19 protein-coding genes are annotated in these 25,466 nt (G+C 43.4%); 7 read left to right on the top strand and 12 right to left on the bottom strand.

The features are described from left to right. The 5 genes from ACO067_RS23640 to ACO067_RS23620 all read right to left on the bottom strand — a co-directional run bounded on the left by ACO067_RS23640 (position 1) and on the right by ACO067_RS23620 (position 7,287). Positions 1 to 2,214, bottom strand: coding sequence for a ligand-binding sensor domain-containing protein (locus ACO067_RS23640; protein ID WP_421879311.1), 2,214 nt, complete (start codon positions 2,212 to 2,214; stop codon positions 1 to 3). A gap of 181 nt (positions 2,215 to 2,395) precedes the next feature. Then, positions 2,396 to 3,994, bottom strand: coding sequence for an ABC-F family ATP-binding cassette domain-containing protein (locus ACO067_RS23635; protein WP_421879308.1), 1,599 nt, complete (start codon positions 3,992 to 3,994; stop codon positions 2,396 to 2,398). A 44-nt stretch (positions 3,995 to 4,038) separates the two neighbouring features. Beyond that, complete coding sequence (locus ACO067_RS23630) at positions 4,039 to 4,734, bottom strand: hypothetical protein (RefSeq protein ID WP_421879306.1); 696 nt, start codon at positions 4,732 to 4,734, stop codon at positions 4,039 to 4,041. Between the two features lie 63 nt (positions 4,735 to 4,797). Further along, a complete protein-coding gene (locus ACO067_RS23625; RefSeq protein WP_421879303.1) occupies positions 4,798 to 5,919 on the bottom strand; it encodes a helix-turn-helix domain-containing protein in 1,122 nt (373 codons plus the stop codon). Between the two features lie 15 nt (positions 5,920 to 5,934). Further along, a complete protein-coding gene (locus ACO067_RS23620; RefSeq protein WP_421879300.1) occupies positions 5,935 to 7,287 on the bottom strand; it encodes a M24 family metallopeptidase in 1,353 nt (450 codons plus the stop codon). A gap of 99 nt (positions 7,288 to 7,386) precedes the next feature. Here ACO067_RS23620 and ACO067_RS23615 point away from each other — a divergent pair, with 99 nt between their 5' ends. Further along, complete coding sequence (locus ACO067_RS23615) at positions 7,387 to 8,178, top strand: J domain-containing protein (protein ID WP_421879297.1); 792 nt, start codon at positions 7,387 to 7,389, stop codon at positions 8,176 to 8,178. Here ACO067_RS23615 and floA read toward each other — a convergent pair whose 3' ends face one another. Next, a complete protein-coding gene (gene floA, locus ACO067_RS23610; RefSeq protein ID WP_421879294.1) occupies positions 8,179 to 9,087 on the bottom strand; it encodes a flotillin-like protein FloA in 909 nt (302 codons plus the stop codon). It abuts the gene before it with no gap. Between the two features lie 183 nt (positions 9,088 to 9,270). Between floA and ACO067_RS23605 the strand changes: the two genes are divergently transcribed. Continuing rightward, complete coding sequence (locus ACO067_RS23605; RefSeq protein ID WP_421879289.1) at positions 9,271 to 11,334, top strand: M13 family metallopeptidase; 2,064 nt, start codon at positions 9,271 to 9,273, stop codon at positions 11,332 to 11,334. 191 nt (positions 11,335 to 11,525) lie between these two features. Here the strand turns inward: ACO067_RS23605 and ACO067_RS23600 are convergent, their stop codons facing one another. From ACO067_RS23600 to ACO067_RS23590, 3 genes are all read right to left on the bottom strand, one after another. Then, positions 11,526 to 12,305 (bottom strand): tRNA pseudouridine synthase A, encoded by a 780-nt coding sequence (locus tag ACO067_RS23600; RefSeq protein ID WP_421879286.1) that lies wholly within the window; start codon positions 12,303 to 12,305, stop codon positions 11,526 to 11,528. Positions 12,306 to 12,314: 9 nt separating this feature from the next. Continuing rightward, complete coding sequence (locus ACO067_RS23595) at positions 12,315 to 13,268, bottom strand: alpha/beta hydrolase fold domain-containing protein (protein ID WP_421879283.1); 954 nt, start codon at positions 13,266 to 13,268, stop codon at positions 12,315 to 12,317. Positions 13,269 to 13,337: 69 nt separating this feature from the next. After that, positions 13,338 to 13,520 (bottom strand): hypothetical protein, encoded by a 183-nt coding sequence (locus ACO067_RS23590; RefSeq protein ID WP_421879280.1) that lies wholly within the window; start codon positions 13,518 to 13,520, stop codon positions 13,338 to 13,340. Between the two features lie 488 nt (positions 13,521 to 14,008). Here ACO067_RS23590 and ACO067_RS23585 point away from each other — a divergent pair, with 488 nt between their 5' ends. Together ACO067_RS23585 and ACO067_RS23580 are read left to right on the top strand one after the other, a co-directional pair. Then, positions 14,009 to 14,386, top strand: a complete 378-nt coding sequence (locus ACO067_RS23585; RefSeq protein ID WP_421879277.1) for a hypothetical protein — start codon at positions 14,009 to 14,011, stop codon at positions 14,384 to 14,386. Between the two features lie 301 nt (positions 14,387 to 14,687). Further along, positions 14,688 to 15,953, top strand: a complete 1,266-nt coding sequence (locus tag ACO067_RS23580) for a cation:proton antiporter (RefSeq protein WP_421879274.1) — start codon at positions 14,688 to 14,690, stop codon at positions 15,951 to 15,953. Here the strand turns inward: ACO067_RS23580 and ACO067_RS23575 are convergent. The 3 genes from ACO067_RS23575 to hrpB form a co-directional block, all read right to left on the bottom strand. Continuing rightward, positions 15,950 to 17,191, bottom strand: coding sequence for an amidohydrolase family protein (locus ACO067_RS23575; protein WP_421879271.1), 1,242 nt, complete (start codon positions 17,189 to 17,191; stop codon positions 15,950 to 15,952). The two genes, ACO067_RS23580 and ACO067_RS23575, sit on opposite strands and share 4 nt — an antisense overlap. A gap of 59 nt (positions 17,192 to 17,250) precedes the next feature. After that, positions 17,251 to 17,910 carry a hypothetical protein gene (locus ACO067_RS23570; protein ID WP_421879268.1) on the bottom strand — a complete coding sequence of 220 codons (660 nt, stop codon included), beginning with the start codon at positions 17,908 to 17,910 and terminating at the stop codon, positions 17,251 to 17,253. 75 nt (positions 17,911 to 17,985) lie between these two features. Further along, entirely contained in the window at positions 17,986 to 20,469 is a 2,484-nt protein-coding gene (gene hrpB / locus ACO067_RS23565) for an ATP-dependent helicase HrpB (RefSeq protein ID WP_421879265.1), read from the bottom strand. Between the two features lie 157 nt (positions 20,470 to 20,626). On the opposite strand from hrpB, the gene ACO067_RS23560 reads away from it, so the two are divergent. The 3 genes from ACO067_RS23560 to ACO067_RS23550 all read left to right on the top strand — a co-directional run bounded on the left by ACO067_RS23560 (position 20,627) and on the right by ACO067_RS23550 (position 25,384). Then, entirely contained in the window at positions 20,627 to 22,384 is a 1,758-nt protein-coding gene (locus tag ACO067_RS23560) for a glycoside hydrolase family 13 protein (RefSeq protein ID WP_421879261.1), read from the top strand. A gap of 110 nt (positions 22,385 to 22,494) precedes the next feature. After that, complete coding sequence (locus tag ACO067_RS23555; protein WP_421879258.1) at positions 22,495 to 22,788, top strand: hypothetical protein; 294 nt, start codon at positions 22,495 to 22,497, stop codon at positions 22,786 to 22,788. A gap of 193 nt (positions 22,789 to 22,981) precedes the next feature. Continuing rightward, the gene (locus ACO067_RS23550) at positions 22,982 to 25,384 is read left to right on the top strand and encodes an FtsX-like permease family protein (protein ID WP_421879255.1); all 2,403 of its coding nucleotides are present in this window, start codon (positions 22,982 to 22,984) and stop codon (positions 25,382 to 25,384) included. The last annotated feature ends 82 nt before the right edge of the window (positions 25,385 to 25,466 follow it).

Genomic DNA, 25,466 nt, shown 5'->3' with positions numbered 1-25,466 from the left:
TCAATAGCTTATTCCGATGTATTCAAAGGTGAATACGTTCTGATCATAATTGAGCACCAGTTCATCAGTAAATGTGATACTTTGTGCAAGTGGGGAATTTGGACCTGGTACTACCGGTTGATTGAAAAGTGACATATCCGTTATGTATACCTTTGGTGGCACGGTGTTGGTTTTCATGCTTTGTGGGTCAAACATATTGAAGCCACTAACTCCTCCAAAAAGTAGGTTTCCTTTTGAGGTTTTTAGGCTACTCCTGGGCATGAACTGGTTATCCTGCAAACCGTCTTCCCTATAAAAATTGGTGAAACTCCCTTTTTCAAAATCAAATCGGGACATGCCTCTATTGGTTGTAATCCAGAAGTATCCAGCATTATCTTCGATTATATTTAAAACCGAATTATTTACCAGACCATCCTGAGTAGTGAAATTTCGGAATGTCTCTGACTCTCTGTCAAATAGGTTGAGACCAAATCCATTGGTTCCAACCCATACTCGATTCTGGCTATCAATGAACAGGGCGGTGATTCCGCTGGAGCTTAGACCTGAGCCATCCCCAAAAACATATTTTTTGGTCACTTCCAGACTCTGGTTTAATACTGCGATTCCTGCCTGATCTGAAGCCACCCAAATCTGATTCTGATTATCTTCAGCAAAAAGACCGATCGTTCCTACTGGGATAGACATTTCCTTGTTGGGGTCGTTCACTATATTTCTAAAGTTGTCAGTAGCGGGCTGGTAAATACTGAGGCCATATTGCCAAACTCCCAAAATGATTCTTCCACTTCTGTCTTCATATACCGTGAAGATGTTGTCTCCCCCCAGGCTGTTAGGATCACTATCCGAATGTCGGTACCGCTTGAAGCGTCCAGTTTTGGGGTTGTACCGGCTCGCTCCACCATTCCACATGCCAGTCCATACTTGTTCATTTTGATCCACTTTGACGGTAAGGACTTTGTTTCCACCGATTGAATTTCGGTTGTTTGGGTTGTACATGAAATGGGTGAAGTTTCTGGTATCCATGTCCATGTAATTCAACCCACCGCCATCTGTGGCTACATAGATATTGCCTTCAGCATCTTCGTCAAAACCCGTTACCTGATTACTATTGAGGCCATTGGAGTTATTGCCCTGAGCTTCATATTTGTCAAAACTGAACTTTCCAGGATCATGATACGAGGCGCCTCCATTTCTACTCCCAAACCAGAGACGGTCCTGATCATCAAAGTATAAGGTCAATGAAATGCTACTACCTATACTGGATTTCACATTTGGGTTATGTTGATGAGTTTCAAAGCGCCCATTACCCAAATATTTGGCTATACCATCATCTGTGGCAACCCAAACCTGCCCTTGACTATTCATGTCAATGTCGGCTATCAGGTTGTTGGGTAAACTGCGCGAGTCATTCTGATCAAATACAAATTTTTCATGTGAACTACCGGATAGGTTGTACATGACTATTCCATTTCTTCCACCTATCCAAAGTCTGTTTTGGTTGTCTATGAGGATACTGCTGAGCTCACCTAGTGATTTGATGTCTCGAAATAATAAATCAGAACCTTGAAATGGCACTACTGCTCCAGTAGTAGGGTTGAGGTACGCCATTTGACTAGCGTTTATCAGCCAGATGTTACCTCTTTTATCCTCGGTCATGGAGACCACACCAAGAGGTAACCCAGAGTCTTGGTTTTCCCAATCAGGTAAGTAGTTAGTGACCAACCCAGTGCCATTTTCAATTTTTGACAGTCCAGCGTAAGTGGCTACCCATATATTCTTTTTTGCATCAGTATATAGGTTAGTTACGCCTCCTTCAAGTACACGGACATTAGTGTCGGAGGTATCTGGCTGATTGACAAAGGCGAATGTGTTGGTAGTGTAATCGTACTGAATCAGTCCTGCATCTGTACCGATCCATAAATCCCCGTTTTGTCCACTGGCCAGGTCACTAACTCGGTTATTGGGTAGGGTAGTTGAATCTGCAGGATCCTTGAGAAAGACCTCAATTTCATAGCCATTAAACCGGTTTAAGCCATCTTCAGAGCCAAGCCAAACATATCCCAGATCGTCTTGAGTGATGGCGGTCACATTGGCCTGGGATAATCCTTCAGCTGTTCCTAAACGATCAAACTTCACATCTTGTGCTGATGAAACCTGAGCTATTAGACTACAGATTCCAAAGAGGAGTATCCTCGAGGTTTTGGGTACAGTTGTCATGGGTTGATGGGGCTTGAGGTGTTAATCAATCATATCATTAAGTAAAGAAAAGCTATGGAATTAGACTTTAATTTATCGATCAAATGATTGTTTTTCAGTACGAACAAGTATCTGAATTTACATGGAGCACACTTTCCCCAAAGAATCAACCCTTCCTAATGTCTATCAAAACCTGTTTTTCCTAGGCTTTTACGGCTTTTTTGGCTTCTACAAACTCGTCATAAGTTCCGAGCTTATCCGTGATTTTGTTTGGAGTGATCTCAATTATTCTATTGGCAATGGTTTGCGTGAAGGTGTGGTCATGAGATGTGAATATCAACGAACCCTTGTAGTCTTTCAGCGCATTGTTAAGTGCTTGTATGGACTCCAGATCCAAGTGGTTGGTTGGGTCATCCAATAGCATGAAGTTAGCTTCCTGAAGCATCATTCTACTGAGCATGCATCGCACCTTTTCACCTCCAGAAAGAACATTCGCCTTTTTGAGTGTCTCTTGTCCAGAGAATAACATCTTACCCAGGAATCCTCGGATGTATACTTCATCTTTTTCTCCCGGTGAGAACTCTCTTAACCAATCGATCAGGTTCTCATCGGTATCAAAGTACTCCGCATTTTCATTGGGTAGATAGGCTGAGGTGATCGTCTGACCATACTTAAATGTGCCAGCATCTGGTTTCATTTCACCAGCTAGAATTTTGATCAAAGTAGAAATGGCCAAGCTGTTTTCACCTACTAAAGCGATTTTATCTCCTTTGTTCACAAAGAGATCCAAATTCTGGAATAGTGGCTGATCATCAATGGACTTAGACAGTCCTTTGATCTCTAATATTTGATCACCAGCTTCCCGGTTTTGAGTAAAGATGATCGCTGGATATTTTCGGTTGGAAGGCTGAATTTCTTCCACATTGATCTTGTCCAGGAGCTTTCTTCTAGAAGTGGCTTGTTTGGATTTGGAAGCGTTGGCACTGAATCGCTGGATGAATTCCTGAAGTTCTTTTTTCTTTTCTTCGGCCTTCTTATTCGCGGAGCTTCTTTGTGATAGCGCTAGCTGACTGGATTCATACCAGAAGGAGTAGTTACCAGTAAAGAGCTTAATTTGCCCAAAGTCGATATCAGCGATGTGTGTACAAACTGTATCTAAAAAGTGTCTATCGTGAGAAACAACGATCACCGTATTTTTAAAATCCAACAAGTAGTTCTCCAACCAGTCAATAGTTTGCAGGTCCAGGTCGTTGGTAGGCTCATCGAGAATCAAGATATCAGGATTGCCGAAAAGCGCCTGTGCCAGCAAAATTCTCACTTTTTGCTGGTTGGTCAGGTCTTTCATCACTTTGTAGTGATCTGCTTCTTTGATACCCAATCCACTCAACAGGGCTGCAGCGTCTGACTCAGCATTCCAGCCGTCCATTTCGGCAAACTTGGCTTCCAGCTCGGAGGCTTTTACACCATCTGCTTCAGAGAAGTCCGGTTTTGCATAGATGGCATCTTTCTCTTTCATGATTTTCCAGAGTTCCTGATGGCCCATGAGCACGGCATCCATCACCACTTCATTGTCGTACTCGAAGTGGTTCTGTTTGAGCACTGCCATTCGCTTACCTGGCTCAATGTTAACCGACCCTGAGTTAGGGGAGATTTCACCAGATAAAATTTTCAGAAAAGTGGATTTACCGGCTCCATTGGCACCAATGATGCCGTAGCAGTTTCCACCAGTAAATTTGACGTTTACTTCATCAAAGAGAACCCGTTTTCCGAACTGAAGAGAGATGTTTTGAGTAGCTATCATGACCTATTTGAGTTTCGAGGTGCAAAAGTAGGTCATTTATATGATTAGTCTAAACTATTCCTGAAAAACGAAAGTTTTTTCAACTGACTGAAAATCAAAGATTTTCGACTTTTCCTTTGCCTTGATTGAATGAAATAGATCATGAGTAGAATACAGAGAGCTGATGGGATGAGCTGACTGTAAGGCATCAAGTACTTAGGAAGCACGTTGGCTGAAAATGCCGATAGCAGAGCGGAGAAGGAAGAGATCATGCGCACAATGTGATCCTGTATAACTGTGCGTTTCAACCATTGCAGTGGATAAACAAGCTTACCCAAATCAAATAGAATATTCAATACAAGGTTGGTAACAGTTGCTATCAATACTGGAGTATTTTTGGAATCAACCTGTTCGTATGGCTCAAAAAATGGATAAATGAGTAGTAGTGCAAGCGTAACGCCCATGATGCTTACATCCCATGCAAGCGGCCTTTTTCCATGTAGGTGAAGTACTCGCATGCCCATGTAAGAAGTGTAAAAAGCCGTAAGGGTCAAGATGAACAGAAAAGGCCGAAAATTGAAGAGAACTGATCCTATCAGGGCTGTGAATACGATTCCACTCATAAGTATCAAAAAGAGCTTTCCCAGACGTTTGTGATGCCCAGTACCTTTGGTTCGAACAAGGATATACAAACCTAATCCCAGTGCGATGGTGCCTAGAGTGATGTGAATAAGGATGTTCCACTGATGTATTGTTTCCATGCTTTTTTTAAGCTAAAATGAAACTTTGCATCTGTTAAATCGACTTTCCCGATCGGCTCGTACCTATTTGCGTTCGTTTTTCTTTTGAAACGCTACCGGCGTGTGACCGGTGATCTCTTTGAATGCTTTGTTAAATGTAGCCTTGGAATTAAAACCAGCATCTAACCCAATAGACAGTAGTGTTTGGTGTGCGTAATTACCAGATTTGATCCGTTCCTTTGCTTCATTCACTCTATGTTGGTTGATTAACTTGTAAAATGAAATATGGAGATGCTGGTTGAGCATTTGGGACAAATGATGGGTGCTCAAATCTAATGCTTCGGACAGGTCTCTCAGCGTCAAGTGGGGATTTAGATAGGGCTTTTGTTGCTTTAGATGATCAGTCATTTTATTCGCGATTCTTGCCATTTCATAGGTTGCGAGTCCCGACTTTTCATAGGTTTTTGTATTTGTAGTTTCCGTGTCTCTGATGGCCAAATCAGTGAACAAAGAAGTTTTCCTGAAACCGAAATAGCTGAGGGCAAAAATGTAAATGGTATTCAGCAGACCAACTAGTTTATAGGAAAGACTGAGCTCAAAGAGTTGGTAATGGGCTGCTAAATAAACCGCAGGAAAGGAGAGAAGAAATGAAACCAGCGCAGCAGCCACCCAAATCTCCAACCACTTCATTTCAAAGGGAGAGATGGTTGATTGGTTATGTAGGAGGTGTTTTTTGAATCGATGAACTAATATCAGCGACCAGGTTATATACACTATAGGTACAATCGCATAGAGATAACCATAATAATAGCCAAACCATGGTGCTGTGTGGGACATCACAAATCCACTCTCTAAATGGATTTCATGTTGGGCTAATTCTAACCACACTAATGCAGCGATCAAAACACCAACAGGTAGTAGGTGTAAGCCAGCTTTTTTCCAATTGATGCCATATCCAGTTATGGATTTTACATAAAGAAAGTACAAAGGGGATGCTAGCAATGGCAATACGGACCAGTACACGAACACTGTTTCTGGAATTGGTATGAGCGAATAAAAGATACACAGGTAGTAGAATTGGATAGCCGCCATGACTAGTAGCCAAAAGAAGAGCAAGATGACGGCTATTGAGCGTCCTTTCTTACCAACAAGTAATGCAGCCATAAATGTGGCCTGTGCTATTCCTACTACTAGTATCGATTTCAAGGTGCCCTTAGCTGATTATTCGTTGGGGTTAAGCGGCCTGGGAATCAGCATCAATTTCGTTTGTCGGCCATCAATGTAGCTGACCGATTCTCCATCAAAGAACGCATCTTCCTCTAGCATGATCCGTATCTCTTTGTCCCATTCGTCAATGTACACTGCATTGTTTAGTTCGATGGAATAGGCCGTATTGGGATAAAGCGGATAATCACCAGCTCCTGGTACACCACCTTGCTGATCCCATAGTCCGATGGTTGGTCCGGCGGCATGTCCATGATAGCCTATCGGATGGGTATAAATGGTTGGTTTTAGACCCTGCGCTTTGGCTTCTTTCAGAGACTTGAGTAATATGTCATTACCAGACAATCCAGTTTGGAAGTTATTGGTAAAAACGTCCTGAAGTTCATTACCCTTAGCAAATGCTTCATTGAGATAAGAAGGGGCTTCTTTCTCGCCAGGTTTAAGCACATAGGCATGTTGTTGTGTGTCGGTATTTAGTCGTAAGTAAGTGATCCCAAAGTCTACATGGAGTAAATCCCCAGGAATAATGACCTGATCTTCCGGTCGATCGGAGAAGGCTCTCAGATGTTCAAAAGATTCGGGGTCTTTGCGTTGGATGGACACGCTGGGGTGGAACCATGCTGTAAACCCAAGCTCTCTGATGCGATCCCGAAACCACCAGACTACATCATCAGTGGTGGTGATTCCGGGTTGGATTACTTTTTCTGAAAAGCCCTCAGCAATGATTTGGTGGGCCATCCGGACAATGTTTTGATACACCATCATTTCGCTTGGAGTCCGGGTTTCCAGCCAGCCAATGGCCAGGTTCTCAGCGCTGGTTACTCGTTTTTGAAAGGATGTAGGCAAGGCATTCACCAGCATGTCATAGTGGGTAGCCGAAATACCATCTGCAAGAGCAAAGGTGGTGGATTTGTTGATGCCAATTTTCTTCGGGTTCTTTTGCTGGATCAATTCCGCCAGTGCTTTCCATTGATCAGGTTGTGTTTCTTTATCCCAGACTTTTTTGAAGGTTTTGCCTACTCCATAGCGTGCCATGGCCATTGTTTCCAGAGGTTGATTGTTTCCCGGATCGTATATTACCAGAATAGTTGTTCTTCGGGCGCTTTGCCAGGTGGCTGGGAGCATGGTTTTGATCACTGGATCTTCATTGTACTCGCGAGCTATAATGATCCACATGTCTATGCCTGTTCGCCTCATCAAGTCTGGTAGCACGGTCTCCACGCGCTCTTCCAACCATCTATCGATCACCTCAGCACGCTCACGCATATCTAACGTTTTTGGAATGTAGGGATTCTGTGCCGAAGCGGACAGAAGGGTGAGCAATGTGCCAATAGCCAACAGGTATTTCATAGGTTCGTTTTTATTCCTTTTAAAGATAGGAAAGAAGACAGCAAGTATTGAGTTTAAATTTTACAGATGGTTTTATCTTTGGTTGAAACCTAATCTGATTTGAATTACTACGAAATACTGGAAGTTGATCAGTCTGCAGGCTATGCAGAAATCAAGCGAAGCTATCGGCGATTGGTGAAGATTTATCATCCGGATGTTAATCCATCGGCTTTGGCAGCAGAAAAAATTGTTCAGATCACTGAGGCTTATGAGGTCTTAAGTGACCCTGTTGCCAGGGGCTCATATGATTGGCAGATCAATTTGGCTCATACACCTGATATTGACTTTATCTATAAGCCAGAACCTCAGGTAGATGAACGAGAGCTGCGTAGAAGAGAGTATGTCAAATGGAAGCGCCAAAAGGAGCAGGAGCGGTGGCAGCATCAGTTTCACCTCAAAACAATGTTTTATAAATACCAGCGCTATTTTGCTTACCTGTTTTTAGTGATTGGGCTGGTGTTTACTGTGGATCATTTCATCAATGGAGAGAAGCGAGTGGTGGAGTTTGATGCGATTAGAATTGACACCCGCGGCAATACCAAGATAAGTTTTCGAGGAGATAATCTATGGACAACCTCGCAGCTATTTCGTGATTATGAACAGTCCTCAGGTCCAGCTTACATGTACTACTCTGGGGTATTTCATAAGAAAGCCAAGATTGGAATGGAAGGTTATCCCGCATATACCATTCAGGGTACTTTGTATCAGTTTGGTAACTTTTTTGCCTTCCTCGTCATCCTGCTTTCAGCTGGTTTAATCCAACAGAAAAAGTACAGTGATTTCATGCTCACGGTCGGTTTACTACCTGTTTTTCTAGTTTGGTTTTTGTTGGTTTTCTTGATTGTTAGTTGATTAACTCTTCAGATTCATTCCTTTGATTAACCTTCCTTTGCGATAGGCATCAGACATTGCAGCTGGAATCAAAGCCTCTGCTTCGATGACCCTCGATCTGGCTTCCTGGACTTTGGCAGACATTTCCTGCTCCAGGGCTACGGCCATCGCTCTTCTTTCCTCTGCCTTAGCATTGGCAATGTCCAGATCGGCCTGCGCTTGGTCAATTTGCAGTTTGGCTCCAATGTTTTGACCAATATTGATATCAGCTATATCTATAGACAAGATTTCAAAGGCAGTACCTGCATCCAGTCCATTGGCTAAGACTACTTTGGATATTTCCTCGGGTCGTTCCAGAATTTCCAGATAAGTAGGAGCAGCACCAATTCTGGAGATGATCCCTTGCGCTACTCGGGCCTGTATCGTTTCTTCTCCTGCACCACCTACCAGCTGAGCAATATTGGTTCTTACAGTGACTCGGGCCTCACAGATTAGTTGGATTCCGTCTGGTGATACCGCAGTGATCGAAGGGACGTTGATGATGTACGGGTTTACCGACACCTGCACGGCTTCCAATACATTTCTTCCGGCCAAATCAATGGCCGTAGCCTGCTTGAAATTAAGGTTTAGGTTGGCCTTGTCTGCAACAATCAAAGCTTGAATGACCCGTAACAAGTTGCCATGAGCAAGGAAATGCGTTTCCAATTTGGCAGTATCAATATCCCGAAGGCCAGCTTTGGTTGCTAGAATGAGTGATTTCACAATGAGCCCGGGAGGTACTTTTCTAAACCTCATAAATACCAGATCCAGCAGATTGACCCGCACTCCAGAAAAGATCGCAGTGATCCATAGGCTAATGGGGAAAATGTAAAGCAAAAGCCAAAACCCGATGATAATAGCACCAATAGTGATGATGAGTGAAGTAGGCATTCAGATAGATTAAAGAGTTGTGCCTACGAATGTACCTTTAGTTTATTGACTTTTTAGTTTAATTGAGATTTATAATTTATGATGAGATTTATCGAGTTTCATCACATCATTTTACCACTCATCAAGGTCGCTAAGTGTCTGGGGTTCATTTAACTATATTTGCTGCGTAAATTTCAAATAAACATGAAGAAGACCTTATTAACCACACTTAGCGCAGCTATTTTGTTCTCGGCCTGTCAGCCAGAAAAAGAAGAAACGTCTGCAAGAGAAATGCCTCCTGGATTAGACATGACCATGATGAATCAGGAAGTAAGCCCCAAAGAAGATTTTTATCGATTCGCAAACGGTGGATGGTTGGACAAAACAGAAATCCCCGCTGATGAAGGTAGATGGGGAGGCTTTCCAGAGCTTCGTGAGAAGAATGACGGCATTATGCTGAATATCATGGAACAAGCAGCCAAAAACCCTGAATTCAAGGATGGGAGTGATGAGCGCAAGGCTATTGAATTTTTCTCTGTAGGTATGGATTCTACACTTGCCGAAAAAGTAGGTGTGGTGGCTTTGGATAAGTGGATGAATGACATCAACGGAGTGTCCAATCAAGATGAGTTGGAAGCATTGATCGCTAAAATGCATGTGAATGGATACGGTCCATACTATGGGGTCAATGCATTTGCTGATCTAATGGATAGCAAAGTGAATGCGCTGTATGTAGGGGCTGGCGGTCTGGGACTTCCAAATCGAGATTATTACACGAAGACGGATGCTAAGTCCAAGGAGATTCGGGAGAAGTATGTAGCACATATTGCCAAAATGCTTGAAAAAGCAAAGGTAAATGGCGACTATGAGCAAATGGCTCAGGATGTGATGGAGATTGAAAACCGACTGGCACTAGCTTCTCTTACTCCGATCGAGGCAAGGAACATCCCGGCACTTTACAACCCAATGACCGTTGGTGGATTACAAGAAATGGCTCCAAACATCAACTGGGAGAGATACCTGAAAACAGTAGGAGTGGACATGAGCAAAGTGGATACCTTGATTGTGACGCAACCAAAGTTTGTCAATGAGGTGAATGCCATGCTGGCTGATACTGACCTGGAGAAAACCAAGGCTTATCTCAAGTGGAATGTGGTCAATCAAGCGGCAAATTTCCTGAACAATGACATGGTTCAAACCAACTTTGATTTCTATGGTAAAGTCATTCAGGGAACTGATCAGATGCGTCCTAGAGAAGAGCGTGTTCTATCCACAACTAATGGCGTAATCGGTGAGGCTATCGGAAAAGTATATGTGGCAGAAACATTCCCACCTGAAGCAAAGGCAAGCGCTGAAGAAATGGTGGAAAATCTCATGAAGGCATTCGATCAGCGAATCAAAAACTTGCCGTGGATGTCTGATTCATCCAAGCAGCAAGCTTTGAAAAAGCTAAACAACCTGACAGTGAAAATAGGCTATCCGGATAAGTGGAGGGACTATTCCTCACTGAACGTGGAAAGCAGTGGGGAGTCTTACAGCTTCCTTTCCAATATGGAAAATGCCTGGAGGTGGCAGTTTGCTGAAAATATCAAAGAAGTGGGAGAACCGGTGGACAAGCAGCGATGGGGTATGAATCCTCAAACAGTAAACGCGTATTTCAATCCGTTGAATAACGAGATTGTGTTCCCAGCGGCTATTCTTCAGCCACCGTTTTACAACTACACAGCTGATGCAGCCGTCAACTACGGGGGTATGGGAGCAGTGATCGGTCATGAAATTTCTCATGGTTTTGATGATCAGGGAAGTCGATTTGATTGGCAAGGAAACATGGTCAACTGGTGGACAGAAGGTGACCGGGAACGATTCAATGCACGCACTGATAAATTGGTAGCGCAGTTTGATGCTTATGAAGCTCTGGATAGTGTTAACGTCCAAGGTAAACTAACCCTAGGTGAAAACATTGGAGACCTGGGCGGTTTGAATGCTGCTTATGATGCATTACAGATTCATTTGAAAGAAAATGGAAATCCAGGTCTGATCGATGGGTTCACACCCGAACAGCGGTTGTTCATTAGCTGGGCCACCATCTGGAGAACAAAATATAAAGATGAGTACTTGAGGACACAGGTGTTAACTGATCCACATTCTCCGGGAATGTTCCGAGCTATTGGTCCATTGACCAACATGGAGACATTCTATGAAGCGTTTGATATCCAGGAAGGGGATGAGCTTTGGAGACCGGAAGACGAGCGAGTGAAAATCTGGTAATCAGTAATCATTAAGAGTAGAAAGAGGCTGTCTCAAAGCCTGAAATTGGTGTCATTCTGAACCTGCCTGTCGGCAGACAGGTTTATTTCAGAATCTATGTATCTGAATATCAATGCAGTTTAGATCCTGACATTCCATGCGGAACCAGATCAGGATGACAAGAGCATCACTATTGAGACAGCCTCTTTTTTCTATTCAAAACTGATCTGATGTAACCTTAGACCAGAAGCCGGAGCCACCCAGGGCAATGACTCTTCTACATCGGGTATCAATGAATCCTGAACATTTTCAAGTGTCCATTCTCCGCGACCTACGGCGATCAACGTGCCAACCATCAAACGGACCTGATAGCGCATAAATCCAGCGCCACTTACTTTAAAGACTGCATGTGGCATTCCGGCTAGTAAATCACTTTCATCTTCGGTAAGCAAAACTTCTGAAATGAGAATTTCACGTTCAAACTGTGTATCTGATGAAGGTTTGTTGGCATACCTTCGGAAGTTGTGTGTGCCTCTGAAAAGTGAGGCTGCCCGTTGCATGCTGCTGATATCAAGATCCTCTGAGAACACTGCCATGTTTGCAGCCACAAAGGGATGAGGTTTATGGCCATAAGTGAAGTGGTAATGATACTCTTTGATTTTAGCATCCTGGATGATGTTAAACGATGAGTCCACTCGAGTAATCTTCATAGCCCGGATGTCTGGCGGCAAGTTTTTATTGAATTCTTGGAAAAAAAGGTCTGGTTGGATGTCCTCTGTCAGGAACAACTCAAACGCATAATCATCTGCAGAAACTTTTGCGTCAGTACGGCTACAGCCGAGGGTTTTGAATTCCTGATCGCCCAGGACGTAGCGTATGGTGTTGTCTACCATGCCGTGTAGCGTTTTTACACCAGGTTGCTTTTGCCATCCTGAATAACGAAATCCAAGAAATTGGATACGAATGAGATAGTGAATGGTCCACTTAGACATCTTGCAATACTACTCTGAGTAGTGCAGTTTCACAAAATCAACCATCCACTGTTGTACTTGCTTGCGCTGTTGATCGTTGGCTTTGATAAACCCATGATCCACTCCATCTAATAGATGTAGTTCATTGGGTATGCTTAATGAGTCGAGCTTTTTCTTGAGGTGCTCACTCTGTTCTAATGGGACTACACGATCTGAATTGCCATGGATCATCAGCGTAGGAGGTGCTGTCTTGCTCAGATAATTAATGGGTGAGTATCGCCGCATGAACTCATTGGCTTTGACAGAATCCGCCATAGGATTAAATCCAAAAAGCCTGCGGGACAGGTCGAGATGTTCCTGTAAGCTAGCTGGGAGTTTTTTGAGGTATTTGCCAAGCGTGTCTAAAGTGGGACCATGATACAGCATATCCAGATCAGCTGGTCCATAGATGTCTATTAAGTATCTAAACCTGATGTCATTGGCTTGAGCATCGAAAGTGGATGCAGGGGTGAAAGCAGTCATCATGGCAATATGTGCTCCCGCAGACTCGCCGAAGACGCCTACGTTGTTTAGGTCCAGATGATATTCATCAGCGTACATTTCCACCCAGTGTATGGCATCATAGGCATCTATGATGCAATCTGGAAAGGGAGATTGCCCATCCCTGGCTAGCGTGTAATCTGGGCTAATAATGGTATAACCCGATGATCTCAGTTCGTTGATGGCTCCATTGAATCGATTGAAGTTAAGTGCCTCTTTGCGTCCTGCTACCCAGGCACCTCCGTGAAAGTAGATGATCACCGGAGATTTACTTTGTGTTTTGGTGGTGGGAAGGTAAACATCCAGTAAGTGACCTTCCTTGTAGGTGATGTGATGCTTTACTTCTCCTTGAATGATGGGAGCTTGATTGCCGATGAAGTAGTAAGCGACTGCACCAAAGAGGATCAATCCGACTATACCGATGGCAATGAAGAACGTTAGCATTTGCTTTTTAGAGATCGACATTTAAGTAGATACTCACAATCCTTACAATTGTTGCTGGTCATGCGGTATTTATCCTGCCTGTACTTGGTTTTTGAGGTGGTGAAACTTTACATGAAGTTGATCAATGAGGTATTCCAAATTCTCCACTTCATCGTATTTGCGTTCCCGACGTTTTTCTAGCATTTCGTGTTGCAAGCGTGTTAGTTCGTCAGCAATGTGACTCAGACTTTGGCTTGAAGTGTAGTAATTCATTGTTTGGCGGTTTAAGTTTTACTTGCTTCTTTCCTAAAGACAATTTTGATGAAGGGCACCACCAAATTGTCTCAAAGAATTTAACAGAATATTTGTCCAATACCAACTGATTTTCAGTTCTACATTTCAACCGATCATCACTCGGATTATTGTTGGAAAGAGAATTTATTTCACTGATGGATATTGTGCTTGATTTTATAAATCATTGAAATACAACCTGTAAAATTCCGTTAGTTCAATAGATTTGGAGTAAAGGAGAAGATGAAAGCATTCATTCAATCACTTTAGAAAAAAAAATTCAAAATAATTTTCAACCCGAGCTTAAAGCTCCATCTTGAGGAATGAAAAAACACAACTTGACATCTTCACGTCATTCGAAATCAGTTTGTCTGATTCTAGGTTTTGTCCTATTTTGCAGCAGTTGTCATCAGCCAAAGGAAAAGGAGCTTGTAGGGTTGTATCAACTTACCGAATTGAATGTAGATGGTATGAATAGACCTATCGGTCCAGAACTGCTCGACCTCAAGTCAGATGGTACATTTGCTATTTCGAGAGTAACGGGAGATCATGTAGGTTTTTATCAACTAAAGGGGACAAAAATCAAGTTTGTATCGGAAGCAGGTGATCGCTTCAATGCACGGTGGCAGCTACAACTGGTCCAGACAAGACTCCAACTGCAGGGATTGGATGAAGGCTACACCGTCACCCGAATGACTTTTGATCCTATTAAAAAAGTGCCTCGATTTGATGATTTTGAAGATCAGGTCATTGGGAGATGGCAGATATACAAATCGCGTCAGCTCAACAAAGTGCAGCGAGTAGAAGATACCTACCTAATGATTGATCGGCGGGAGAGTACACCATAAAGGTCAACGGACAGTTAGTAGAAAAGGGAATGGCACGAGTGAATACTCGCCATCACAAACTCATTTTTGAGTATGAAGATACTGAGTGGAGGGCCTGGTTTTATGGAGATGAACTCAGATTGACCAATCCAAAGAATGGGTTTCAATTTGATTTGAAAAGAACTGATTGAACCGTATCATGAATACAGGTAACACATGGGCTTGTGTAACAGGTATTTATACGGATACATATTTCGTTGGAAAACCGTATGTTTAATTGGTGATTATACATTAAAATTGTGATTTAAAGGATATCACTGCCATGCACGTATTTGACCTAATCGCCTCTATAATATTCATTTCAGGGCTGTTCATTTTCATCAACACCTTCTTTTTGAAGCTTCCTTCGTCGCTGGGATTGATGATCCTGACCATTATCCTGTCTTTCATTTTGGGATTATTCAGCAATCTGTTTCCTAGCTGGAATATCATAGAGGAAATTCGGGGCTTTGATTTCAACCAGGTACTCAATCAGTTTGTGATTAGCTTCATTTTGTTTGCCGGGGGACTGAGTATGGACATCAATAAGCTAGGTAAGCAAAAAGCGGCCATTATCATTGTATCCATTGCAGGTGCCGTGATCTCTACTATGGTTATCGGTACCATACTGTACTATTTGCTCAATGCTTTGGGGATCGAAATCAACTATATGTACAGTTTGATATTTGGGGCGGTAATCTCTTCCACAGATCCGATTTCTGCCACCAACACAACCAAACGATTTGCATTGCCAAAGATTCTGTTAGTAAAAGTTGAAGGTGAATCACTGTTTAATGGAGCATTTTCCGTCGTGCTTGCATTTGTTCTTTACCACCTGGAAATTGTTGCGGAGGCCGAGGAAATTACGTTTTTTGCTATTTCCGAGATTCTGATCCTAGAGTTAGTAGGAGGTGTGGCGATCGGATTGGCACTGGGTTTTCTGGGTCATTATTTACTCCGGTTCATTGATAATGACGAGGTACATATAGAGGTCCTTATTACTATAGCATTAGTGCTTGTTGGTTCGTTCATTTCTGGATATTTCACTATCTATTCAAAAACGGTTTCATTGGTGATGGGACTTCTGATTGGTAATCTCGGTCGCGATAAAGCCGGAGAAGGGACGGTAGGCACGTATGTTTACAAATTCTGGTTTTTGGTGGAGCAGAGTATGGCGGTCATGCTGTTTGTGTTGATGGGTATGGAAATGCTCGCAATCGAATGGCGTTTAGAGTATTTCATGGCTGGCTTCTTTGCAGTGAATGTGGTGCTTCTTGGTAGATGGATGGGTGTTTTTATTCCTATCAAAATCTTGTCAACATCCTATGAGTTTGATAAAAACACTGTACCAGTGATGACCTGGAGTGCTTTTAGAGGTGGATTGCCGATTGTGCTCATTCTGGCGTTGGAGACCTTCCCAGGTAAGGATTTACTGATCACCATGACCTATGTAGTGGTGGTTTGCTCTATGTTATTTCAGGGCTTTACTTTGCCAATTCTCATGCGAGAGCGTTTTCCAGAAATCAAGCAACCTTCAGAAGTCGTTTAATCAATTGCTTTTCCATCTTTGATTATCATTACAGGGTGGTATAGACTTTTAATGTCTTCTGTTGGGTTTCCATTAACAGCGATCACATCAGCTAAGTATCCTTCCTTGAGTTGTCCAAGTTGATGAAGACCAAATATGGCTGCATTGACTGAAGTTACTGATTGCAATACCTGCAGCGGTTTCATACCATATTGCACCATTAGCTCCAGTTCTAGTGCATTTTGACCGTGTGGAAACACACCTACATCACCTCCGGCCACAATTCGAACTCCCGATTCTAAAGCTCTTCGAAACATGTCTCGCTTTTCTTTAATTGCTTCGGGTTCATTCATTTCAGAACCGTCCCATTCGGTACGGTATTGCGTAATGGTATAAGTAGCAGCCAGCGTAGGGCATAATCCGACTCCCTTTTCTTTCATGAGCTGAAAGGTTTCCAATGTGCCAGCTGTACCATGCTCAATGGTTTTTACTCCAGCCATTACGGCCCGTCTAATACCTTCATCTGTGCTAGCATGGGCTACCACATCTCGATCACTACTGGCAGCAGTTTTCACCATCAGTTCCAATTCTTCTAGTGAGAAAGTGGGCATGGCCTGACCCTCTGGTCCCCAGCGGTAATCTGCGTAAACTTTGATGAAATCTGCTCCTTTCCCGATTTGTTCTCTTACCACTTGAATCACGCGATCGCCATCTGCTTCTTGCGCTCCAAGTGGTACATCCACGCCATCATGAAATCCTTTTGGTCCATAGCTGCCTGTGGCCACTATTGCTGGTCCAGCCACCAACATGCGAGGACCGATGTTGATACCGAGCTCTATACTCTGTTTGACGGCAACATCGGCATAGCCTGCACCCTCTGAGCCCAAATCTCTGATGGTCGTAAATCCAGCACGCAGATTGGCTTCAGCAGCCTTGGACCCTCGAATGGCACGAAGGGCCGGAGACTCTTTCAGTACCTGGTCATTCCAATCGGTTTGGTTATAAGGGTACAGCAGCACATGAGAGTGTCCTTCGATCATGCCAGGCATCAACGTAGCATTTCCCAGATCGATTGTAGAATCAGCAGAGAGTTTAGCACTTGGCCCTACGGCTACAATCACATTACCTTCTATGATCAGGCTCCAGTTTTGGTGCATTTCCGAACCATCGAAAAGGCGATCTGCACTGATTTTGACAGATTGTGAAAAACCAATATAGCTTGTGAGAATGAAAACAATACTTAAAAGAACCTTTCTCATATCTAGCAATTTTTTAAATGGTAAACCAATTTACGCCAGTGAGTAAGGACCACCAACATTTAATGATCTGAATACGCGAAAGACTCGTATTCACTCACATTACTCATTTGATGTAGCCAATAATTAGATGAATAAATGGTCACTGTCATTGGTTCACCCGGTTGTACCTCGTACTTCCAAATGATCCCTTCGGATTCTGGAAATGATGTGCCTGCAACCTGCTCATCAAACAAGCGATTAATCACCGCATGCTCGTTCATACCATGAGCAAGTAATCGAGAAAGGAAAGACTTATCGATGGGAAATTCTGGTTGAATGCTAAGGACACATTTTATGGCATTTGTTTCTGGAAATTTCTTTGGAAACGCCGCTTTTAATAATACTGTGGCATTGTAAAGATCTAAGTGGAGTCTGATGTCCTGGTATTCTTCCCACTGCTTCTCAGCCATCAGGTCATGGGCAAGGTTCTGAATCTGACCGGGTTTCAATTTTCCTTCACATAGATGGGCCAGCACAATCTCAGCAGCTTCGTCTGGATCATAATCCTGTAGTGCCATCACTGCATAGTCTTTGAGTTCGGCCTCTTCGATTTGATCAATATCATCAAAATCTATTCTCTGCAGCAGATTTCTGTAAGACTCTGCAGTCCAGCCAGTAGGAAGTTCGTAGATTTTTTTTAGTGACTCTACTGTCACGGTGTACTTTGTTTTTGCTTTCATGGTAATTGTAATGCGAGCTTATACGATTACCATTGAAAGTTGATCATCCGAATTAAAAAGAATTTTCCAAACTGATTAGTTCTTCCTCTTTACACCTCTCACAGCCTCAGCGGTCCAGGGATTGTCAGGCCAGTGATGTTTTGGGTAACGCCTCTTCAGGTCTTTCTTGACCTCAAAATAGGCGTTGTTCCAAAAGCTTTTTAAGTCACCTGTAATCTGTACGGATTTAAAACCAGGTGATAGGAGTTGCATTAGTACAGCCGTTTTTCCCAGGTTGATTTTAGGAGTATCATCCAGTCCAAAGCATTCCTGTAGGCGAACACTTAGGAAAGGTGGTTCGCCATTGTCACGATAAAGCAATTTGATGTGCGAACCACTTGGCACTTCTATCTTTGTCGGTGCTAGTTCATTGAGAAGTTGCTGTTGTTCAAATTCCAGGCTATAGGTCAATACTTCCACCAGATCAATCTTCTTGAGATCCTCTGGTTTCTTTACCTTATCCAGGTATGGTGCCAGCCACTCTTCATTTGTAATGAGCAAAGTTTGTGTTGAAACATCCGGCCAGTTTTGCTCAGGATTCCATTTCTTGAGGGAGAGAACCCTGTTTTGCCATTGTTCCACTTGCTCGTTGAAGTCCAGCAAATTGGCACCTTCCTTTTTGATTGCTTCGCAAATCGCTTGTACCAACTGTGTCTCATCAGGGTCGGGGAGTGGTTTGGATTGTAAGACAATGCTCCCTATGCGCAAATCTTTACTGGCAATCAATCCGCCATGTTTGGTATCCCAGGTAATCACTTCTCGTTCCTTCACCATTGGAGCCAGGTCTCGAGGGTTGAGAGGTGAGGCGAGAAATATTTTTCCTAACCCATCTCGAGCATCCATATGCGCGATCGCCAGCCACGGTTCGTGGGCCAGGTCATCGCGATGACCTGCTACGGCATACTTGCCGTTGGCGAGCTGAAACTGTGCATTATTTCCCGGTCGTGACGAAGCAATTCGTTCTGGGTAAGCAAATGACAAGACTAAACCAGTTTCGAATGGATCTACAGGGCCATTGTCGGGTTCAATGTCGAACATTCTTCGGTACTGATCGGCAATCTTTTCTATTCGGGACCATTTTTTACCTAACCGGTTCTCTTCTCTGAATCGTCTTAGCGTTTCCAGGCGCAAATTGACATCAATACCTGAATCGCGTGGAAGGGGATCTCTTTCTTCCAGAAGGGCAGCAACATCTGTGGCCAAATCTAGTAACTCATGGTCCTCAGCTTCGATCAGCATGTGTGCTATTCGTGGGTGACAGGGGAGTTGGTGAATGCGCTCTCCATGTTCTGTGATCCGTCCATTCTCCAGCGCATTGAGCTGGTGGAGTGTTTCACTGGCCAATGCTACGGATGCACGATTTGGTGGGTTGAGCCAGGTCAATTGGTTAGGATTGGAAATGCCCCATTTAGCCAGGTCGAGTACCAATGAAGTAAGGTCAGCCTCTAAGATTTCAGGTGTGCGGTGTGGTTCTAGCTGATGTTGAGTAGCTGTAGTCCACATCCGGTAACAAACGCCTGGGCCTAAGCGTCCAGCCCGTCCAGCCCGCTGATCTGCTGAGTCTTGAGAAATCTGGACTGTTTCCAGTCTTGAAAGACCAGATTTAGCGTCGAACTTTTGCTTCCGACCAAAACCAGTATCCACCACGGCAGTGATTCCTTCAATGGTTAAACTCGTTTCAGCGATGGAAGTAGCCAAAACCACCTTTCGCTTTCCTGACTTATTTGGCATAATTGCGGCAAACTGCTTGCCTTGTGGCAACATGCCATAAAGCGGGTGAATGGCAAACTCTTTGAGTTCCTTTCTGAGTAGTTCTTCTGTCTTGCGAATCTCGCCCTCTCCTGGAAAAAAGGCCAGTATGTCTCCTGATTGTTCTCTGGAAGCTTGCAAAATGGTTCTTGCAGCCATCTCGGGTAGCATCATCAGGTCCTGATCTCCAACATATTTAATCTCCACTGGGTACTGGCGACCTTCACTTATGACTGCTTTGGATGATAACAATTGGGTTAGCTGTGGCATATCCAATGTGGCCGACATCACCACAATCTTCAAATCAGGTCTTAAGACTTGCTGTGCTTCACGACAAAGCGCTAACGCGACATCTGCATGGATGCTCCGCTCATGAAACTCATCAAAAATGACCATCCCAACTCCCTCCAAAGCATTGTCTGAATGGATCATGCGAGTGAGAATACCCTCAGTAAGAACTTCTATTTTGGTGTCTGAGGAAACTTTGTTGTCAAACCGAACGCGATAACCAACTGTCTTACCAACCGAGTCATTTAAGAGCTCTGACATCCGGCTGGCAATACTTCTTGCCGCCAACCGCCTTGGCTCCAGCATCAATATTTTCTGATCTTTCAGCCAGGGTTCGTTCAGTAGAGCCAGGGGAAGTAGGGTGCTCTTACCCGCACCGGGAGGTGCATTGACGATGAGCGTGTTTTCCTTTTGCAGATGCGATTTTACCTCGTCGATCACGTCAACAATTGGTAAGTCAATGTCAAATGGGTTGAAAGACAATTTGATTGGTTTTATTGAGGTTGCAAAATTAGAAAGATTAACCCTCCTAATCGCATGCTTTTGCAGGATGAATTACCTGACTTCAGAGGTTAAGATGAAAGTATTAAAGATTCGATGAATGATATTTTAGTATATTCAGGTTCGACTAAAACCAAAAATGATGTACCGACTTTCCCTAATCTCGATGATCGCTCTAGTTACTTGGAGCTGTAATACCTCCAACCAATCCTCAGAGGAAACTGATGAACAAGAAGAAATGACTGAAATAGACCGGCAATGGTGGAAAGAAGGGACACTATACCAAATCTACCCGCAGAGCTTTAAAGATTCCGATGGTGATGGGTATGGAGATTTTCGTGGGATCATAGAAGAGCTCGATTATCTGGAGAGTTTGGGCATAACCGCCGTATGGATGAATCCATTTTTTGAGTCGCCAATGGTGGATAATGGCTATGATGTGGCTGACTACCGTGCTATTAATCCCAGGTATGGAACCATGGAGGATTTTGAAGAAATGATGACGGGAATGCAGCAGCGTGGAATCCGATTTGTGCTGGATGTGGTGGTCAACCACAGCAGCGATCAACACGAATGGTTTCAGGCAGCAAAGAAGTCAAGGGACAGTGAATATCGAGAGTATTATCACTGGTGGCCAGCAGAAAAAGGAGAACCACCGTATCGATACAGCTTATTTGATCCAGAAGGCGGTTGGGACTATGTAGAAGAAACCGATTCGTATTACCTCCACACATTTGCTGAGGCTCAACCAGATCTGAACTGGGAAAATCCAAAACTGCGACAAGAGGTATATGACATTATGAAGTTTTGGGCGGAAAAAGGTGTAGATGGATTTCGCATGGATGCCTTTCAGTTTGCCAGTAAGGACATTACCTATCCTGAATTCCCAGAGGGGTATGAGTCAGACTTCATTAAGTACCATGGCTTGCGACCTCAGCTGCATGAATACCTTAAGGAAATGTATCTGGAGGTATTGGAGCCTTACAATGTTTATGCTGTGGCTGAAGGTTCCGGTAGCACATTCCAAGATGCTCATGACCTGGTGGATGCTGATCGCAAGGAACTTCAAGTAGCCTATCATTTTGATTATGTGAGCATGTCACGGACGCCTGACAGATATACGTTAGCAGAGTTCAAAGAGGTTTTTTCCAAATGGGATAGTGCATTTGCTGAAGCTGGGTGGATGGCCATTTTTCTTTCCAATCATGACAACTCCAGAATGGTGAATCGGTTTGGTGATCCGAGACCAGAGTTCAGAACGGTGTCCACACAAATGTTGAATACATTTTTGCTAAGCATGAGGGGAACACCGTATACCTACTACGGAGATGAGTTGGGTATGACCAATATCGATATGCCGAACATTGATGAATATGTGGATATAGAAGCGCTGGGAAAATATCAAACAGCCAAAGCTAAAGGAGCCGATCTTGATGCGTTTATGAAAGAGCTGAACTACAACTCTCGTGAAAATGGAAGAACTCCAATGCAATGGGATGCTTCTGAGAACGCTGGATTTACTTCGGGTAAGCCCTGGAAGCGTATTAATCCAAATTACGTTGAAATTAATGTAGCAGAGCAGAACGACAATCCAAACAGTGTTCTCAATCATTTCCGCAAAATGACTGCACTTCGAAACGATAACTTGGTGCTGGTTTATGGTGATTATGAATTATTGTGGCCTGATCACGATCAGATATACGGATTTACGCGCACGCTCAATGATGAGAGAGTGTTGGTTTTACTCAATTTTTCCGTTGAGGTGGCTACTGCAGAGTTGTCGAATACTATGAGTATTACTGGGACGCTAATCAATAACTACAGCAAGGAGTTTAATGCGGAGGGAGGAAAATTGAGCCTGGAACCGTATCAGGCGGTTATAGTAACCATTCAATAAGCATTGATAAGTGCTTAAATGGATGCAAAAAATGATTCAAAACACGTTATCTTTAAACGATGAAAGTTTCTAGTCTATATATTTTGATCATGGTACTACCAATGGTAGGCATGGCACAATTAAAAGAGCAACCTCAGCCAAAGTTTGACTTTCAGAAAGAATACTCATTTCAGCTTGATCAGGGTTTGGAATTGGATTTACCTCCGATTATTAAGGCTCCTAAAGGTATTTTGGAGGACAACCCGTTTGCTAAAGATCAGGTGACTATCCAGCTACCTATGACAAAACAAATGATCATGCCCATTCTTCATCCGGAATTGGAGGGTTTTGGCATGCCCATTTTGAAACCAGCAGCGGATGTGGATTATTCGTTGTTGATCCAGGATTTGAAGTTGGAAGAGTGATAAATCCACTCAATTAGCGGATAGGATACGGCATTCTAAGAAAAAGGTTATTTGTCCATTTTGAAGTTGTTTTTTGTTCGGTATTGAACATTATCTTCTACTGATGATGTATGTAATCTATTGATAATCAGAGTGATAATCCTCGTGGCATGATGATTGATTTTCAAGGTGCATACCTGCAAACCTGAAGATCATGCTCAAGAATTTTTTGAAAGTTGCCATCCGAAACCTTTCTCGCAACAAGGTTTATGTAGCTATAAACATCGTTGGACTTGGACTGGCATTGGCCTGCTGCATTGTTGCCTACCTCAACTCGAAGTATAACTGGGATTTCGATACCAATCACACACAGATCAACCACATTTATAAGGTGCATGGCATACACGAGCGTCAGGGTGATCTGCATGAGTTCGGCCGCATTCCTATGCCGATGGCGGAGGCCATGAGAGAGGACCTCTCTGGTGTCGATCGTGTATTTCGCTTTGAAAGCCACGTGTTTACCGTTCGGGATGAAACCATGCCTGACAAGGTCTTTAATACATCAGTATGCTATGCCGAACCAGGCTTTCTGGAGTCGTTCACTTTTCCTGTGATTGCCGGAGATCTCAGCGCCTATCACGATTTGGAAAGAGCGGTGATCACTGATGAGTATGCTCAGAAATTCTACGGAGATGCTGATCCGCTTGGCAATGTGCTGACCGTATTTGATGATACAGGAATGAGCTTCAATTTTGTGATCGCCGGTGTAGTCGAAAAAGCACCTCAGAATTCATCCGTGCATTTTGAAATACTGACCAACTTTGAGAATCGGTTTCGAATGTATGACGACAATGTGAAGAACAATTGGGGAACTTTTGCCCAAAATACGTTTGTCTATCTCAACGATCCAACTCAGGCTAAAGGTTTGGAGAAGCAACTTCAGCAGTACATTCCCATCCAGCAAGAAGCCAGAGAAGACTTTATCATGGCGCGTTTTCTGCTGAGTCCCATGAGCACCCATGCACATACATCCAAAGAAATATGGTCGGATAATTTGACAAAAGCCATGGATCCTGCCGCTGTGCTTACTCCGCAGATCATGGCTCTGTTGATTTTATTGGTGGCCTGTTTCAACTTTACTAACACGGCGATAGCAAACTCTAACCGTCGGTTAAAGGAAATTGGTGTTCGAAAAGTACTGGGTGGTAGCAGAAAGCAGCTGATTAAGCAGTTCATGACCGAAAACTTGACGGTGTGTTTCCTGGCATTGTTGATTTCTATTGGTATTGCTACCTATCTCGTGCCGGCATACGCTGCGATGTGGGAGGGAATGGAGTTAGAACTTGACCTGTCAAGTGATATCGGATTTTATTTGTTTTTGGCACTGTTACTGGTGTTTACAACAGTCCTTGCAGGCCTTTATCCATCATTGTATATCAGTAGGTATAAACCAGTAAACATCTTGAGAGGTGGTCTCAGCATTGGAGGAAGCAGTCGTCTGACTAAATTCTTACTGGCAGCACAATACACCTTCACTGTAATCGCCATTTTTGCTAGTGTAGCCTTCATCCAAAATGCGATTTATCAGGATACATTGGATCTGGGGTATGAGCGCGATCAGATAATTGCTATTAATCTGCTCAATGAGACCCAGTACCAGAAGATGAAAGCGTCCATGCTGGCCAATCCGAATATCGAACTATTTGCCAGTGCAAAGAACCACATCGGGCGTGGTAACTATGGTGTGGCTTTGAAGCATGATGGTGAAGAGGTGAATACGAGCATGCTGGATGTGGGGATCGATTACATCGAGACCATGGGATTGGATGTGATCCAGGGAAGATCCTTTTCCAGAGAACTGGAAGCTTCGGATAGTAAGAGCTCGATTATCGTTAATGAGAAGCTGGTTGAGTCTTATGGTTGGAAGGAGCCACTAGGAAAACGGGTGGTGATCAATGATACCACTACACTGACTGTTGTTGGAGTAGTGAAAGACTTTTACCTCTATGGTTTTTGGGCACCATTGCAGCCTGTAGGCTTCCGTTTAAAAAGCCTGAAATTTGAAGATGACGGCACCTATAGTTTCATCGCTTGCCGAACGGATATTGGGCATGTGACGGAAGTTTATGACTACCTCGAGAGTGAATGGAATGGCAAAATTCCGAATAAAGTATTTGCTGGTTTTTACCAGGATGAACTGCTTAGTGAAGCCAAGCGTGTGAACAATAATATTTTGACCATATTCACCTTTTTAGGAGTGGTGGCTTTCATACTTTCTTGTTTGGGTTTATTTACACTAGTGTCAATCAACCTGATCAGAAAGACCAAAGAAATTGGGGTGCGGAAAGTGCTCGGTGGAGAGGTAAGCCATATTGTCTACTTGATTAGCAAAGGCTATTTCTTCTTACTATTCATCTCTTCGGCAATAGGTGTAACGGCTGGCTATTACCTGATCAATGCGTTGATATCTGATATTTTCAATAACCACAAGGACATGGATTTTTTCACTTTTGCCATACCGATGGTTACTATTATCCTGGTATCCCTGGCAATAGCGAGCTTGCGCACACTCAAAGCAGCAGTTGTTAATCCAGTCCAATCTTTGAGATATGAATAGCGTTTAGTTGGCTAGTTATCAATGAAAAGCCCCGGTCTCTCCTTGAGAACGGGGCTTTTGGCATTATATCTCCACTATCAGT

Source organism: Marinoscillum sp., assembly GCF_965229915.1.
In the GTDB taxonomy this organism is placed as follows: domain Bacteria; phylum Bacteroidota; class Bacteroidia; order Cytophagales; family Cyclobacteriaceae; genus Marinoscillum.
This window is presented reverse-complemented; position numbering and strand designations above follow the sequence as displayed.

Bases quoted from the DNA above. Each gene is read 5' to 3' on its own strand.
- ACO067_RS23555 (WP_421879258.1), top strand. From the start codon at position 22,495: ATGGCACAATTAAAAGAGCAACCTCAGCCAAAGTTTGACTTTCAGAAA.
- floA (WP_421879294.1), bottom strand. From the start codon at position 9,087: ATGCCTACTTCACTCATCATCACTATTGGTGCTATTATCATCGGGTTT.
- ACO067_RS23620 (WP_421879300.1), bottom strand. From the start codon at position 7,287: ATGAAATACCTGTTGGCTATTGGCACATTGCTCACCCTTCTGTCCGCT.
- ACO067_RS23590 (WP_421879280.1), bottom strand. From the start codon at position 13,520: ATGAATTACTACACTTCAAGCCAAAGTCTGAGTCACATTGCTGACGAA.
- ACO067_RS23605 (WP_421879289.1), top strand. From the start codon at position 9,271: ATGAAGAAGACCTTATTAACCACACTTAGCGCAGCTATTTTGTTCTCG.
- ACO067_RS23635 (WP_421879308.1), bottom strand. From the start codon at position 3,994: ATGATAGCTACTCAAAACATCTCTCTTCAGTTCGGAAAACGGGTTCTC.
- ACO067_RS23560 (WP_421879261.1), top strand. From the start codon at position 20,627: ATGATGTACCGACTTTCCCTAATCTCGATGATCGCTCTAGTTACTTGG.
- ACO067_RS23595 (WP_421879283.1), bottom strand. From the start codon at position 13,268: ATGCTAACGTTCTTCATTGCCATCGGTATAGTCGGATTGATCCTCTTT.
- ACO067_RS23550 (WP_421879255.1), top strand. From the start codon at position 22,982: ATGCTCAAGAATTTTTTGAAAGTTGCCATCCGAAACCTTTCTCGCAAC.
- ACO067_RS23640 (WP_421879311.1), bottom strand. From the start codon at position 2,214: ATGACAACTGTACCCAAAACCTCGAGGATACTCCTCTTTGGAATCTGT.
- ACO067_RS23575 (WP_421879271.1), bottom strand. From the start codon at position 17,191: ATGAGAAAGGTTCTTTTAAGTATTGTTTTCATTCTCACAAGCTATATT.
- ACO067_RS23580 (WP_421879274.1), top strand. From the start codon at position 14,688: ATGCACGTATTTGACCTAATCGCCTCTATAATATTCATTTCAGGGCTG.
- ACO067_RS23585 (WP_421879277.1), top strand. From the start codon at position 14,009: ATGAATAGACCTATCGGTCCAGAACTGCTCGACCTCAAGTCAGATGGT.
- ACO067_RS23600 (WP_421879286.1), bottom strand. From the start codon at position 12,305: ATGTCTAAGTGGACCATTCACTATCTCATTCGTATCCAATTTCTTGGA.
- ACO067_RS23570 (WP_421879268.1), bottom strand. From the start codon at position 17,910: ATGAAAGCAAAAACAAAGTACACCGTGACAGTAGAGTCACTAAAAAAA.
- ACO067_RS23630 (WP_421879306.1), bottom strand. From the start codon at position 4,734: ATGGAAACAATACATCAGTGGAACATCCTTATTCACATCACTCTAGGC.